Annotated in this window: 21 protein-coding genes and 1 pseudogene; 17 read left to right on the forward strand and 5 right to left on the reverse strand. The window is 36.4% G+C overall.

All coding sequences use genetic code 11. The features are described 5' to 3' along the window. Positions 1-17 precede the first annotated feature (17 nt). Positions 18-2,787, forward strand: a pseudogene (gene dinG, locus NP781_RS05450) (ATP-dependent DNA helicase DinG). Positions 2,788-2,858: 71 nt separating this feature from the next. Here dinG and NP781_RS05455 read toward each other — a convergent pair. Continuing rightward, entirely contained in the window at positions 2,859-3,518 is a 660-nt protein-coding gene (locus NP781_RS05455; protein ID WP_373880548.1) for a TetR/AcrR family transcriptional regulator, read from the reverse strand. 323 nt (positions 3,519-3,841) lie between these two features. Between NP781_RS05455 and NP781_RS05460 the strand changes: the two genes are divergently transcribed. Beyond that, a complete protein-coding gene (locus tag NP781_RS05460) occupies positions 3,842-4,339 on the forward strand; it encodes a CocE/NonD family hydrolase (RefSeq protein WP_373880538.1) in 498 nt (165 codons plus the stop codon). A 69-nt stretch (positions 4,340-4,408) separates the two neighbouring features. On the opposite strand, the gene NP781_RS05465 is transcribed toward NP781_RS05460, so the two are convergent. The 4 genes from NP781_RS05465 to NP781_RS05480 form a co-directional block, all read right to left on the reverse strand. Next, positions 4,409-5,587 (reverse strand): tyrosine-type recombinase/integrase, encoded by a 1,179-nt coding sequence (locus NP781_RS05465; protein WP_257521659.1) that lies wholly within the window; start codon positions 5,585-5,587, stop codon positions 4,409-4,411. Positions 5,588-5,692: 105 nt separating this feature from the next. Next, positions 5,693-6,181: an ImmA/IrrE family metallo-endopeptidase gene (locus tag NP781_RS05470; protein WP_257521660.1), complete on the reverse strand. Its 489-nt coding sequence runs from the start codon at positions 6,179-6,181 to the stop codon at positions 5,693-5,695. Between the two features lie 144 nt (positions 6,182-6,325). Beyond that, positions 6,326-6,790: a hypothetical protein gene (locus NP781_RS05475; RefSeq protein ID WP_257521661.1), complete on the reverse strand. Its 465-nt coding sequence runs from the start codon at positions 6,788-6,790 to the stop codon at positions 6,326-6,328. A gap of 103 nt (positions 6,791-6,893) precedes the next feature. Then, positions 6,894-7,259: a helix-turn-helix domain-containing protein gene (locus NP781_RS05480; protein ID WP_257521662.1), complete on the reverse strand. Its 366-nt coding sequence runs from the start codon at positions 7,257-7,259 to the stop codon at positions 6,894-6,896. 176 nt (positions 7,260-7,435) lie between these two features. Here NP781_RS05480 and NP781_RS05485 point away from each other — a divergent pair, with 176 nt between their 5' ends. The 15 genes from NP781_RS05485 (at position 7,436) to NP781_RS05555 (ending at position 14,564) form a co-directional block, all read left to right on the forward strand. After that, positions 7,436-7,642, forward strand: coding sequence for a helix-turn-helix domain-containing protein (locus tag NP781_RS05485; protein ID WP_257521663.1), 207 nt, complete (start codon positions 7,436-7,438; stop codon positions 7,640-7,642). Between the two features lie 119 nt (positions 7,643-7,761). Next, positions 7,762-8,082, forward strand: coding sequence for a hypothetical protein (locus NP781_RS05490; protein ID WP_257521664.1), 321 nt, complete (start codon positions 7,762-7,764; stop codon positions 8,080-8,082). Between the two features lie 171 nt (positions 8,083-8,253). Then, complete coding sequence (locus tag NP781_RS05495) at positions 8,254-8,535, forward strand: helix-turn-helix domain-containing protein (RefSeq protein WP_257521665.1); 282 nt, start codon at positions 8,254-8,256, stop codon at positions 8,533-8,535. 555 nt (positions 8,536-9,090) lie between these two features. Then, positions 9,091-9,741, forward strand: a complete 651-nt coding sequence (locus tag NP781_RS05500) for an ORF6N domain-containing protein (RefSeq protein WP_257521666.1) — start codon at positions 9,091-9,093, stop codon at positions 9,739-9,741. 3 nt (positions 9,742-9,744) lie between these two features. Further along, complete coding sequence (locus NP781_RS05505) at positions 9,745-10,464, forward strand: conserved phage C-terminal domain-containing protein (protein ID WP_257521667.1); 720 nt, start codon at positions 9,745-9,747, stop codon at positions 10,462-10,464. Then, on the forward strand, positions 10,461-11,747 hold the full coding sequence (locus NP781_RS05510) for a replicative DNA helicase (protein WP_257521668.1): 1,287 nt from the start codon (positions 10,461-10,463) through the stop codon (positions 11,745-11,747). Before NP781_RS05505 ends, NP781_RS05510 begins: the two co-directional genes overlap by 4 nt. Continuing rightward, on the forward strand, positions 11,744-12,208 hold the full coding sequence (locus NP781_RS05515) for a hypothetical protein (protein WP_257521669.1): 465 nt from the start codon (positions 11,744-11,746) through the stop codon (positions 12,206-12,208). Before NP781_RS05510 ends, NP781_RS05515 begins: the two co-directional genes overlap by 4 nt. 2 nt (positions 12,209-12,210) lie before the next feature. Further along, entirely contained in the window at positions 12,211-12,351 is a 141-nt protein-coding gene (locus NP781_RS05520; RefSeq protein WP_216486631.1) for a hypothetical protein, read from the forward strand. Positions 12,352-12,383: 32 nt separating this feature from the next. Next, complete coding sequence (locus NP781_RS05525) at positions 12,384-12,635, forward strand: hypothetical protein (RefSeq protein WP_257521670.1); 252 nt, start codon at positions 12,384-12,386, stop codon at positions 12,633-12,635. An 81-nt stretch (positions 12,636-12,716) separates the two neighbouring features. Further along, on the forward strand, positions 12,717-12,893 hold the full coding sequence (locus NP781_RS05530) for a hypothetical protein (RefSeq protein WP_257521671.1): 177 nt from the start codon (positions 12,717-12,719) through the stop codon (positions 12,891-12,893). A 27-nt stretch (positions 12,894-12,920) separates the two neighbouring features. Next, positions 12,921-13,091 (forward strand): hypothetical protein, encoded by a 171-nt coding sequence (locus tag NP781_RS05535; protein ID WP_216486625.1) that lies wholly within the window; start codon positions 12,921-12,923, stop codon positions 13,089-13,091. A gap of 37 nt (positions 13,092-13,128) precedes the next feature. Next, on the forward strand, positions 13,129-13,377 hold the full coding sequence (locus NP781_RS05540; RefSeq protein WP_257521672.1) for a DUF3310 domain-containing protein: 249 nt from the start codon (positions 13,129-13,131) through the stop codon (positions 13,375-13,377). A 12-nt stretch (positions 13,378-13,389) separates the two neighbouring features. After that, positions 13,390-13,791, forward strand: a complete 402-nt coding sequence (locus NP781_RS05545; protein ID WP_257521673.1) for a hypothetical protein — start codon at positions 13,390-13,392, stop codon at positions 13,789-13,791. A gap of 58 nt (positions 13,792-13,849) precedes the next feature. Continuing rightward, positions 13,850-14,152 (forward strand): hypothetical protein, encoded by a 303-nt coding sequence (locus tag NP781_RS05550; RefSeq protein ID WP_257521674.1) that lies wholly within the window; start codon positions 13,850-13,852, stop codon positions 14,150-14,152. A gap of 28 nt (positions 14,153-14,180) precedes the next feature. Continuing rightward, positions 14,181-14,564 carry a hypothetical protein gene (locus NP781_RS05555; RefSeq protein ID WP_257521675.1) on the forward strand — a complete coding sequence of 128 codons (384 nt, stop codon included), beginning with the start codon at positions 14,181-14,183 and terminating at the stop codon, positions 14,562-14,564. Positions 14,565-14,578: the final 14 nt, after the last annotated feature.

A 14,578-nucleotide genomic window follows, 5' to 3' on the forward strand; every position in this document is an offset into this window, starting at 1 on the left:
ACTGTGAGTTGAGATGTATGATGGAAAGTCAAAAATATGCAATTGTAGATTTGGAGACAACTGGTCATTCACCAGCCAATGGGGACCGGATGATTCAAATTGCCATTGTTATTATGAAGGATTGGGAAATTGAGCGTACCTATACGAAGTTCATTAATCCAGGGAAAGCTATTCCAACTTTCATTCAAGATTTAACGCATATAACAAATGAGGATGTAAAGGATGCCTTCCCATTTGAAGCGCATGCGGATTACATATATGAGCTACTGGCTGACTGTGTATTTGTTGCACATAATGCAGATTTTGACTTAACCTTTTTACAAGCAGAGTTTAAACGTGCTGGACTACCGAAATGGCAAGGTAAAAAAATGGATACGGTGGAGCTAGCTAAAATTTTGTTCCCTATGTCACTTGGTTTTAAGCTAGGGGATTTAGCGGCCGATTTAAATATAGAGTTAGCAAATGCACATCGAGCGGATGACGATGCACGCGCGACAGCTGAGCTATTCAAGCATTGCTGGAAGGAGCTACTAAGTTTACCGCAGCTTACACTTGAACAGATGCATAAGCGTTCATTTCGCTTGAAATCAAATATTTCTCAGCTTTTTTTGAGGCGTTGCAAATTAAGCGCCAGCATACGACGGGCCGCGAAAATGTACATTATTACCGTAATTTTGCCATTGGTAATGGCCGAAATAAGCATGAGCATGTGACAGAAACGATTGCCTACCCTCAATCAGTAGATGAGAAAATAACTTTAATGGCAAAGGCACTGCCAAATTTTGAGGAACGTCCTGCACAATTTGACATGATGGACACGATTTGGCGGGCATTACATGAACAACAGGAGTGCGTGATTGAAGCTTCTACAGGTATTGGTAAAACTGCTGGCTATTTACTTCCAGCCATCTTATTTGCCCGTGCTGTCAATAAAAAGATTGCCATCAGTACGTATACTTCCTATTTACAAGAACAGCTTGTAGAAGAAGAGCTACCAAAGATCGAAAAATCCTTGGGACAAAGGTGAATTTGTGTGTGCTGAAGGGAATGCAGCATTATATTGATCTCGATCGCTTTGAGCAATGTATGGCATATGCTGATGAATCCTATGATGATACATTTACTATTTTACAAATACTTGTGTGGTTGACCAAAACAGAGACAGGTGTGTTGAGCGAGCTCAATGTTTCTGGTGGCGGACAACTGTTTTTAGAAAAAATCCGAAAAATACCGAATGACAAGCCTTCAAAGGGCTTTGATTTCTATGAGCAAGCTTTAAAGAACAGTGCAGTTGCTGACTGTATTGTAACGAATCACGCCATGGTTTTAAGTGATTTAGTGCGTCAAACACCACTCTTTACAGAAATAGATGGCTGGATTATTGACGAGGCGCATCAATTTATTCAGGCTGCTATGCAGCAGGATGAAGTAGTCTTCTCCTACACACAATGGAAGTATATTTTTGGACAAATTGGTACGATGGAGGATACGGCTTTATTTCAGCAGTTTTGCCAGGCAGCGAAGAAAAAACAGCGAGTAGCCATGCGAAATTTACAGCATCTTGATGCACAATTTATACGTTTGCAGCGGACATTTGATGATACAATCCAGAGAACAATTCAAAAATTGCAACAGCAAATGAAAGGGAAACAAGCAGGTAGCAAATGTACCTTGTTTTTAGAGGATGTTTCACTTGCGAAAGAATCGTTTGCACAAGTAAGCAAACTAACCCAGCAATGGCTGGATCTCGCTACTACCATTACACAGTCGTTCGAAAATGCGATTGAGCAGCTAGATAAAAACGATCAATATGTATTATCTGAATGGCAATATTGGATTCGCGAAGTGAAGATAAAAATTGCAGAATGGGACGATATTTTTCTGTCCCCACAGGAAGGCAATTCTATTTGGTTAGAATTTGATGTACGAAGTGTCCCAGGCAGTCTCCATGTCTTTAAGAAGCCTGTCAATGTAACGCCGATAATTGAACAAGTATTAGCACCATTACGTCAGCAAGCAAGTATTGTTTGGACATCAGGCACATTAACGGTACCAGGCAATGAGCGCTTTGTTACACGCCAGTTGGGCATTTCTGATGATGTTGAAGTCTTGAAACTACAAGCTCCGCCAGCCTATTATGCTGGAGCTAAGGCATTTATCGTCACCGATATGCCAGATATTCAGCATGTCAGCCAAGAAGAATACATTGAGGCTGTTGCCCATGCAATTACGAGGACTGTTCGAATGACAGAAGGGCGTTGCTTTGTACTCTTTACAGCACAGGATATGCTACGAAAAACAGTCGAGCTTATCCAAGATAGTGAACTATTAGATGATTACATGCTATTTGCTCAAGGTGTAACAGGTGGTAGCCGTATGCGCATTCTAAAATCATTCCAAAAATTTAGTCATGCCGTTCTATTTGGTACAAACAGTTTTTGGGAGGGTGTAGATGTTCCAGGAGATGCACTGGCCTCTGTCATTGTCGTACGATTACCATTTTCTTCACCAGAAGAGCCTGTTTTTAAGGCGAGGGCAAAGCACCTAACTACTCAAGGCCGCAATTCCTTTACTGAGCTTTCCCTACCAGAAGCGATCATGAGGTTTAAGCAAGGCTTTGGTCGATTAATACGTTCTTCGCAGGATAAAGGAGCTTTTATTGTCCTAGACCGACGAATTACTAGTAAGTCATATGGGAAAGAGTTTATTAAGGCATTGCCACCTATCGATGTCAAGAAATTGCAGCTACCCGAATTGTTAAAGGAACTAAATCATTGGCAAAAATAATAGAAACCCCTTTTAGCATTGCTAGAAGGGGTTTTTTACATATTGTTGAAGTCATAAAAGAGTGGCGATGTTTATGATTCTCGTTGCTTGTTTTTATTTTGCTCATCAAAAAGATTAGCATTACGAACGATTTCTGTAATATATTTCATAGTGATTGCCGTTGCTTGTTCGGCATCATAACTTTTGCGATTATTCAATAGGTTCGTAAACATGCCTTGCCAAATTAATAGTGTGATTTCATTGATGGCATCAACATTCCCTTCTGTTAAGTAGCCTTCTTTTAAAGCGATCTCTAACATAGAACGCCCTCGTTTCGTTAGACTGTGTTGAAATAAAATGGTTTTTAAATCCTCAGGGATATTGATTAAATCATTGGGGTAAAAATTATAATAATTCTCCAATAGTGCCTCTGGTGTTTCCCCTAAATCCATGATAAAGACTGCGTGAAAAATCTGAGGTTGTTTGAAGGAATATTGGCAAAAGCACTCCCAAGCCAATAAGTATTTCTCAATAGGATCTTTGCCTCTTTCTATGTAGCGAGCGACTTCGTTGGTATAGTCTTGCATGCATCTCATCGATGCAAAAAATAGAAGATGCGAGATTTCTGAAAAATAATTGTAGATAGTAGCGCTGTTGTAACCCGCCTTATCAGCAACCTTTCGGATCGTGACATTTTCCAGCCCTTCTTCTTCGATGATTTCCGCAGTGGCATCTACAAAGTATTTCCACATACGACTCCTTTGTATTTCCTTTTTCTTCAAAGTAGTATCCCCCTAACGAACAAATAATTACTGTAAAATCATTAATTAAATGTATATATTTACCTTGTTGTAGCTAATTTAAACTTATTATAGCATAACAATTTTATTTATCTTCTTTCATTATAGCATTAGCTTTTGTCATTTTAAGAGTTGTGCATTAGAATTTCAGGTGATATACTAATCACAATTATTTTATAATCATGATTACTAAATAATCAAGATTCTGAATAATTTGACGAAGAGGATGTTGGAACAAAGAATCATGTGCTTAGACACAAGGGGAGGATAATGCAATGAGTAAAAAAATTGTGACACAATTTGAGTGTACATATGAAACAATCGAAAACACATGGATCGAATTAGCAGACGGCACAAAGCTTTCTAGTCGTATTTGGCTTCCGACAGTGAAATCAGGAGAGAAAGTACCAGCCATTTTAGAGTATATTCCTTATCGTAAAACAGATGGGACAAGAGCGAGAGATGAACCTATGCACGGTTATTTTGCAGGACATGGCTATGCTGTTGTGCGAGTAGATATGCGCGGTTCAGGTGAGTCAGACGGTTTATTAAAAGATGAATATCTAAAGCAAGAGCAGGATGATGCTCTTGAAGTCATTGAATGGATTGCTAACCAAAGCTGGTGTGATGGCAATATCGGGATGATGGGGAAATCGTGGGGCGGATTTAATTCTCTACAAGTAGCAGCTCGTCGACCAAAGGCGTTAAAGGCGATTATTACAGTAGGCTTTACAGATGATCGTTATAATAATGATATATACGTAGTGGCATGAAAACCCTTTAAGTATAAGGGTTTTCATGCCTTTTAAGGAACGGTTCCCCAGAAAGTTCCCCAAATCTGTTTAAAGGAGGACCTTAGATAATAGTTGAACAGCTTCCTTTTCTTTTTCTTTCAGGGAGTGGGCATAATATGCCATCACCGTATTTGGAGTATCGCCAATCATTTTAGCAACGACAGGAATCGGAACTCCTTGAGCACACATAATTGTAGCGTATGAGTGACGAAGTCCATGAGGCGATATTTGTTTAGAAATAATCTTATCTTCATATGCCCTTTTCAATATTCTTCCTGCTAAATTTGTACCTATCGGATTTTGTGTATCAAGATTCACAAATACATAATCATTTGTAACATGTTGCCTTCCTATCGCTAATTTCATTTCGATAGTTTTCTTACGATAAGCTTCTAGTAATTCACATAATTCTGGATCAACTTCAACAATCCGATAACTATTTTTCGTTTTGGCTTCACGATGACCTAAGGGGTCTCTCGTTTCATAAATATTGATTGTACATTTTTTTAAATCAATATCTTTCCATTGTAGAGCAGCTGCTTCACCTTTCCTCATCCCCGTTAATGCGATGGTCCAGATTAACACAGTATGGGTCATATCGTCTGCCTTTTTTAGATAATTGAGTAACCTTTTTAAATCAACTTCATTGAGGAAATTCAATTGTTCTTCTTCATTAAAGCCCTCTTTCTTTGTCACTTTTTCCTTTGAAATATTCATAGATGTAAAACGATTTTTGGATAGTATTTCATTTCTAACAGCTAAATTCATGGCATTATTAAATACTCTATGAGCACATTTAACAGTATTGACGCTTTTGGTTTTTAACAATGCATCAACGAAGAGGTTTTTATAAGTCAAATAATCTAAACTAGAAATTTTAAAATGACCTAAAATTGGTTTAATATGAAGTCTAATCATCTGCTTGTTTAAAGTTTTTGTAGTGATAGCCCAATCGGTTTGTCTTGCTTCAAACCAGATATCCATCCACTGGGATACTGTCATATTTTTATTTTCAATGGATTTTAAATAACTTTCAGTTTTAGCGATCAATTTTGCTAATGCAACCTCAGCATCACGATCAGAATCAAAACCTTGTTTATACAACTCTTTACGCTTGCCTAATGAGTCATAGTATTTGTAGCGATAGGCATACTTTTTCTTTTTATTCGAATCTACGTAACTATAGATATTATTTCTTCTTGTTTTCGTCAATTTTGGTCTAGCCATATACTCACGTCCTTTTATTTTTACCAGGCAGGTATGTTTTAGGAACTTTGAGTGTAGGGAAGCTTGTACATCACTCCTTTCAATCTAGAATATAGTTTAGTAGAATTAACTCCAATAAAACAGCTTTCTGTTATTAAGATATTGCATGGTTCTTTTTAAAGCAAAATCATATTCAACATTAAAAAGTCTTTGCAGTACCAATATGGTGGGGAATGTATAGTCAGTGATATTTAACATATCTAACATAAAACTAGGCATACAAGCATGATACATAAAGTTATTAGCTTTATACTCTTGATACTCTACCCATAAAATCGGCATCTTACCACGATATCCCTGATGTCCATTGTGTTGAAGTATATGAGATAGTTCATGACAAAAATCTTGCCATAATTCAGATTCTGATAATCTTTCATCTAAAAAAATATATACATAATGTCCTTCAAACAACGCTTGGCTTGTTCGCTTCCAATAAAATACTTTGATGTCTAAAGCATTAGCAATTCTTGATATTTGCAATTGATGTGGTTTCGTGATTCCGATTTGGTAGTACATTTTTTTTATAAAATCTTCAGTATAAGTAGTATAAGTCATTAAAACAGCCCCATTTGCAATAATAAGAACGTGCGTTCCGTTCAAGTGTACAATAAAACCCTACTAATTGAAAAGTAGGGGTGTGAGTAGATATTATTTAAAATAATATGCAACTATGCATTAGAAAGTTTTGTAGGTTGTTAGTTACTCACTAATCTTTTTGTTTAACTTTAATACTACACGGTTTTCTTTTAATGATCTAAAATGGAATTTGTTATCACCTTTTAGGATGATCTCATAATACGCATAGTCAGAGTCATCGTCTTTTACACGAAATAAAAAATCAACAATTCCGTATTCTACAATTTCTTCTTCCATATCGTTACTTTCTACAGGGCTCAATGTCATGTAATCGAAATCAAATTCAATAATACCTGGTATTTCTTCATCTTTATGTTCTCCATTTTCAGAATTTTGTTCGACAATAACTCCTTCCCATGTACCTCTTATTTTATCAGCATAATAATAAGGGTTAGGTAATCCTTTTTCTGTCTTTTCTTCATTACCTGATTCACTAGATGCCTTTTTTGGTTCACTAGATTCTGTGTCATTACAGGCAACTAAAAAAAATGCAAATAAAACCAAGGCTAAATATTTAATTTTTTTCATCTGTTTTCACCTTCATTAATTTTCTTTTTTATATAGTAATAATACATTAATTCATTATATTTACAATACTGGATGTTAATAAGGACATGCAATTATGCATGTCCTATTTCTTCTTGTAGTCATGTTTGATAATTTCCCAAATCTCACGTAGTCGTTCTACAGCTTCTTCTTCAGATTCAGGTAATTCTTTATAAAATACATTTAACTTTGGATTATCTTTAAAAGTTTGAAAATCAGCTTCATCTTGCTCTACTGGTGAAAGAGGAGTATCTGTGCGACCTAGAAGGTAGTCGGTGCTGACTTCAAAAAAATCAGCTATTAACTGTAATGTATCATAATCAGGTTTTCTATCACCTGATTCATACCTAGACAACACAGCATTGGAAACGCCGATTTTTTTAGCAAAATCTATTTGAGAAATTTTGCTTCTTTCTCTTAAATACTTAATTCGCTTTCCTAACGTCTCCACCAAAATGCACCTTCTTTTATGTATTTATTTAAATAATTTTATCATTATATAGTCATTTACCACAACGGTAAAAAATAAATTACCAAAAAGGTAATTTGAGTATTGACTTTGCCTTAATGGTAATATATATTTTAATTAAAGTTACCGAAAAGGTAATTCTTTAGGAGGTGTCTATATTGATCAAACATCCAGTAGTTGACCTTAATCTAATCAAACAAATTAGAAATCAAAAGAATATTTCTATAGAAGAAATGTCAACAGCAATGGGCTATAAAGGTTATCAAGGTTACTACTATAAAGAAAATGGTGTACGAAAAATGAGTGCTGAAGATATAGCAAAAATATCTTCGATTCTAGCGGTACCAATTGATAAACTTTTTTAAACAATGATTTGCCGTTTTGGCAATTTTAATCTGAGCAATCAGAGATTTTGAATTCTTTATTATTGTTTGTCTCTATTTCGTTATTTTGTATGTATATAAACTTAAAAAGGAGGTTCATGATGATACCTACTCAAGTTAATGAAAGCACCCTAGTTAAAACACTTTTTGAAATGGCAGGAATCACCGAAGAATTTGTTATTCAAAAGCTAGACGATTTCATAAGAGAGCATGCTCGTAGAAAATTACTGTTTTGGGACCTAGAAGAAATGACTCAATATATTCCTTTCTGTGAAAAAACCATTGAAGAGAAAATTATTAAACAGGACCCACGTTGGAGACAATATCAGCGCCGTAGTGGGCCAAATGGAAAAAGAATCTGGTTATATGAGCCAACATCGAAATTCATGGTTGATTACATCATGAATAACTGGGACATCTAAAAACTAAAAACAAAACACCAGGCAGGTATGTTTTAGGAATTTAGATTAGCAAGAGTTATGGGCTAAGAGGTTGGGCAGTAACCTCATCTATATTTTAGTAATAAATGAAATTTTTAACTATGCAATCCATGCATAATATGCACTATTTGCATAGTAAAGGCGGGAATCAAAATGGACATTAATATTGGCGGATTAATTAAGAAGTGCCGTAAGAAGGCTAAATTATCACAAGAGGCGTTTGCTGATTTGATGCACACTACACAATCGACAATTAGTCGTATTGAGAAAAATATTGTGGCAGTAGAGGCAAAGTTTTTAGCAAGGGCAGCAGCGATTACTAATTCTCAAGATGTAGTAGTAGCAACATTATTTAGTTCAGATGCTGCTATTCAATTTTTACAAACAGTACCCATGATTATCATGTGGGGGATAGGAGGATTGTATGGCCTGTAGAAAAATAAAAAATGCAAGCGCATCAGCACCTGCATTTCTGAACTAATCTTGACGGAGATCAGTTCTGGACATTTGAGTATACACCTTATTATGGACAATCATTCTAGAAAAGTCAAATTAAGTAGGAATTTGAGCGAGATAGACCTCGCTCTCATCCAGCAGTTTACAACTACCGTTCCTCCCCTTATCGGTGCGCTTTGCCTGTTGTGAACTGCTTGATGGGACTTCATTTAATACATAATTATTTTCACATCATGAGAACATGAGTTTATCAATTTAATAGGACTAGCAATCTATTTATAAAGCCGAGCACAGTACGCCATGACCTTTTGGGCGAGCGACAGCCCTATTGTGGCCCAAGTTGCCAAGACCACTTTGTAAATAGATTGGTGGTTCTACACTAGGAAGGAGGGCAGAAGGTAAGCGTCTGTGAGACGTCAGCCTATCAGGATACAAAAAAAGCTTACAAGCACTGGCATGCGAGTAAGCTACATGAAAAAATACATTACCAAAATTATAGCAATTAGTACGTCTGCTGACAAGGGAGGTCAATGAATGTCAAAACTTATTGTACATGGCGGCACAAGAGTTCTAACAAGTGTACAACTTGCAGAATCCTACAACACAAACGCCAAGATTATCAATCGGAATTTCAGTCGAAACCAAGACCAATTTATTGAAGGTGAACATTACTTTCAACTGTCTGGCGAGACATTAAAGGCATTTAAAGCCGAGCGTCCAGATGACGCTAGCCTTAAATTTGCGTCTTCATTGAATTTGTGGACAGAAAAAGGTGCATGGCTTCACTCTAGCTTTCTCAAAGGAAAACGTGCAAAAGAAGCCTTTACAGCACTTGTGGACAGCTACTACAGCATTCTAGAAGCACCACCACAACCAATTATGCAACAGGGACAAGCTCCATTGGCTATTACTCTAGAAGCCTATCAGCAATTAGAAAGCAGGGTGACTACATTGGAGGACATGCTAAAACAACAGGTTACATTGCATTCAGGTGAGCAAAGCCGATTACGAGCAGCCGTAGGAGAGCGTGTTCATGCTTTAGCGAAAGATAAACGCGCACGTCCAGCGTTGTTCAGAGCAATCTATTCTGCTATTAAAGAGCGCTATCAAGTAGGGTCCTATCGTGACGTTAAACAGCATGAGTTGCAGGATGCATTGAAGTTTGTTGCAACATGGGAGGGCTAGAAAATGCAAGGAATAGTTAGGGTTGAGAAAAATAGTAACTACACAGTCCTTCATAAAGCAGCACTAAAGGATACCCGTCTTAGTTGGAAAGCAAAAGGAATCATAGCGTATATGTTATCGATGCCAGACAATTGGGTTTTCCATTTGAATGAGCTTATGAAGCATTCTACAGACGGAGAAAAGTCCTTTCGTTCTGGCTTTAATGAGTTGAAAACACATGGTTATGTTAAACGATTTCCAGTCTACAAAGATAAAAAAATAGATCATTGGGAAACTGTAGTTTTTGAAGTACCACAAACGCAAGAGGGCTCTCTACTTTCCCAAAATGTACAAGTAGGTAATGAAGATGTACGAAAGGAAGCACTACTAATTACTGATTCTTTACTAAGTAATGATAAAAAGAATATCGAGTTAATCATCGAGTATTTAAACATCAGTGCTTCTAAAAACTTCAAGGCATCTACTGGCTCTACAAAAAAATTTATTAATGGTCGATTGGCAGAAGGATATACAGTGGATGACTTTAAGAGAGTTATTGATATAAAGGTTGCCCAATGGCTAAACAACCCAGATATGAATGCCTACTTAAGACCGAGCACTTTATTTGCTCCGAAAAATTTTGAAAACTACCTGAACGAAAATACTTCACCTAAACAAAAAGTAGCAACACCTGTTGCAAAGCCAGTGGAGTTGAATTTTAACGAAGGAGAAGATTTCGGATGATCCACACGCATGAGCTAAGTATTGAATTAGCAGAAAAAAGCTTACTAGGAATAATGCTAGTAGAAAACTACTTAATTTCTGATAGTGGTTTAGATTCAGAACATTTTACAAGTCAAATACACCGTAACATTTTTTCTTGTATGCAAGAACTAGCATCAGCAGGGAAAACCATTGATTATATCACGCTAATGACGATGCGTGAGCCAATGGAATTGGGTGGAGCCAATTATCTAGCAGAACTAAGTAACTTTGCAAATACAGTAAAGTTTGATAATTATCGTGAAATTCTAGTAGCCCATTGGAGAGAGCGAAAAAAAGCCTTTATTCTTCAACAAGCACAACAAGAAGCTTGGACAATTGATAACATTCAAAAAGCTCTAGATGATATTCAAGGAAGTGATACAGAGCAAAACACAAGTATCATGATCGATCTCGTTGAACTAGGAGATACCCCATATAAAAAAAGTGCTGTCAGAAAAGGTGTAACTTCTGGATTAAGTGATTTAGACAAAATGTTAAATGGGTTTCAACGAAAAGAGTTAACTATAGTTGCTGCTCGTCCTTCAATGGGGAAAACGGACACACTTGATCATTTTGCAATGGCAGCTGGATGGGCAGGGTACTTACCAATTATCTTTTCGTTAGAAATGAGCCGAGAAACATTACTTAACAGATTAATAGCAGCAGCAGGTAACTTTAACCGATTAAAAATGCGTAATCCGTACGAGCATTTTTCAGAGGAACAAAAGAATAATTGGCTACCAACATTGACACATTTAAGCAATACAAAAATTGAAATCGATGACCGAGCAGGATTAACGGTTGCACAAATACGTGCAAGCGCTAGAAAGATTATAAAGGCCAACCCAAACAGACAGCCAATCATTTTTATCGACTATCTACAAATAATTCGTGGGGCGAATCCTAAAGATAATCAAACACAAATTATTGGGCAAATCAGTTGGGATTTAAAGCAAATGGCAAAAGAATTTGATTGCCCAGTTGTATGTTTATCACAGTTAAATCGGAGTGTTGAAGCTAGGCAAGATAAACGTCCGATGATGAGTGACTTACGTGATTCAGGGAATATCGAGCAAGATGCAGATGTAATTATGTTCCTCTACAGAGATGACTACTATGACAAAGAATCAGAGAGTAAAAATATGCTAGAATTCATCATTGCAAAGCATAGAAATGGTCCAACTGGTACTGTAATGGCTGTTTACATTAAAGAGACAGGGCGACTTGCTAATGTAGTTTGGGGGCAGGGGGGTTCAAAGTGACAACAGTAAAAGAATTATTAGATTTGGCAGTCGAATGCGATATGAGTGGTGTAGCGCATCATGCATGGTGGGCAATTACACAGCAAGGCATAAAGCTTCAAGATGATGTAGATATGCTAAAAAACATTCCTGTGAACAGTGATGCAATTAAAGAATTAGTTTCGAATAATACACTTGGTATTGGACGAATAAAGTTGTTTGTCGTCAAAGCGCCTAATTCTGATTTATATGCATTTTATTTAGCTGAACAATCGCTTGACGCAACCATACTTCACAATGACAAATTTGGTAAATGTGAAAAGGTCATTAATGCTACTCGACTTTTACCAAACAAAATGCTCTTTGCAGATACAGGGTTAGAAATGACCTTGTTCGAGTATAGAAAAAAGATAGTTCAATTTCCTGCATATTTGGGACATGCCAAGGCAAAAGAGAATGTCCTGTATCGATTGGGGGTGTGAAAATGAGCCAAGTAGAACGTTCAGAACTGATTTTTACATGCAGCCTACTGACTGGGAAAGCAGAGTCCTTTTTTGAAAATATGACAGATGCTGAATTGTGGTTAGTCTATGACGAACAAATGAGCAAAGCAATTTATAGCTGAGATAGTTAGTTCATGAAAGGACTGAATAATGTATGCAGGAACAATTAACACTCTTTGATGATCTAGTCCATAGGAATAATATTTTTCAAGTTCATGACAAAGTAAAACTACAGCTTGTAGAAGAAACATTTAACTTTGAAATCTATAATTATCGAAAACATTATTTTGAACAACTCATCGGAAAAATGGGAACGGTCATTGAAGTGAGAGGTAATACAATAATGGTGCAAATTAGTGGAGAAATCATTCCATGCGAGGCTTGTGAATTGGAATGGATAGCGTAGGGTGCGGCTGCAACCGTAACCCTACACATTTAAACCTTCTTGTTTAATACACTATAGCAATTATAACAGGGAGGGGCTTACATGAGCAACACAGTTAATTTAGGGGCATTAGGAGATGGAGTTTACATCATTCAGCAAGGAGCAATTGTAGAGGTTCTAGAGCCTAAAGAGTATGGACAAGACTCTATCCAGTGGCAACATGGCAAGGTGTTTGAAGTAAGCGAAAGCAAACGTAGACGTGTAGGCAAAAAAAAATAAGATTTTATACAGTGGAGGCGAATGTGTATGGCTAGTCGTAATAAACATAGGGTACTGACACGCTCTAACAAAAAGACCATCATTCAACATGCTGAACTTATACGAATTTTAAACGCAACAGAAATCAAGCAATGGCATCACATTATTAATAAAATTGAAAGCTTTGATGAGAAAGAAGAACAACGTTTAAGTCTATAGTAAGTACTTTTCAATATTGGAAGAGGGTTAAAGCAAAATGAATAGACCAGATTCAGAGCACTACCATGAAGGCAAAATTGATGTGTGGGCGTTTGCTGATGAAAACTTCAAGTTAGATGAATGTATCGGTTTTCACAGAATTAATGCTATTAAATATTTAACTCGGTATGGGAAAAAGAATGGCTATAACGTTCGAGATTTAGAAAAGGCAATTACCTATATACAAAAACTAATCGAATTGAACCAATCCGAAATGAAGGAAATCAGAAATGAAAGAAATTGTTGAGGAGGAGCTTGTATGGAGCAAGTACAAGAATTAGAAAAACTTAATCAAGAAATCGCTTTGAAAAGTATCATTAATCGAGCGTTGAATACATTCCCAGGAGCGTTTATTAATCGTTCGAAAGAAATTATTTTAGTGCCAAAATACAATTGCTTTTTTAGATTAGATGAATGTGAATCGGAACTAATCTTCAAGTGCAAAATGTTTGAATGGTTATCAAGACCGATATGCAAAGGGTTACACCCACGAGCAGCAAATAATGTGTTACGTCATTTTAATAGATTGTTAGGTACGAATTTCACTAGAGAAGATATGGACACGATTTATGGTCCAATAGGGAATTGTGTGAATCGAACACTGACAATTAAATTCGTGGAATCGGGATATGATATGTCTTTACTAAAAAAAGATTACTAATCATTCCGAGAAAAGTATTTAGTAATTGAAAGATATTGTACAGAAGGGATGAGAAATAATGCCTGAAAAATATGAATCATTAGGATTTACAGCAACTGTAACAAAACAAAAATTAAAAGTAGAAATTCCTATCTCTAATTTGGTTAAGGGATTTGAGGCAAGCCCTAACAACTTTGATGAAGTAAAGGTAAAACGTGGTTATAGGCAAGATTTTGCAAAATACTTGGCTCAACATTTGGTTGATGGCAGTAATCCTGATACTGGAGAAAGCCCAATGATGGAAGTAATTGAACAAGTATTTGAAGAAATATTCGAAGGTGCAGAAGATTTTATTAAGTATCCAGAAGAGGACGAGGAATAGTCGATAAATATTGTACAGGAGGTAGCTTATGAGTGAAAACATCCATTGGAAAGCAAGAGTGTTTGCTGACAAAACACTAAAAGCAGAAGTTCAAAAGGAAATCGAGAAATTAGTTTTAGTAGTATTAGGGAATCACCAATTGAAAATTGAACATAGCAAAGAAGGATTTGACAAGTATCCTTATTGCAAACATGACACGAAGAAGTACTGCCCTGTTGGAAGTAAAAAAATGCACTATAGAGGTTCTTGGGATTGTTGGGTAGTTTACGGCAATACAAAAACAGATGTCTTTTTAGAAGTTTTAAAGTTATTGGCAAACGATAATTCTGTTTATTTCCCGATAGTTAGCCATAGAAGAAATGACGAATGGGTTGAACGGTCTAAGGTAGAAAAATTGAAAGAACAGAATTGAAAGATATTGTTCAA

This window comes from Lysinibacillus sp. FN11 (assembly GCF_024628845.1).
GTDB lineage: Bacteria > Bacillota > Bacilli > Bacillales_A > Planococcaceae > Lysinibacillus > Lysinibacillus capsici.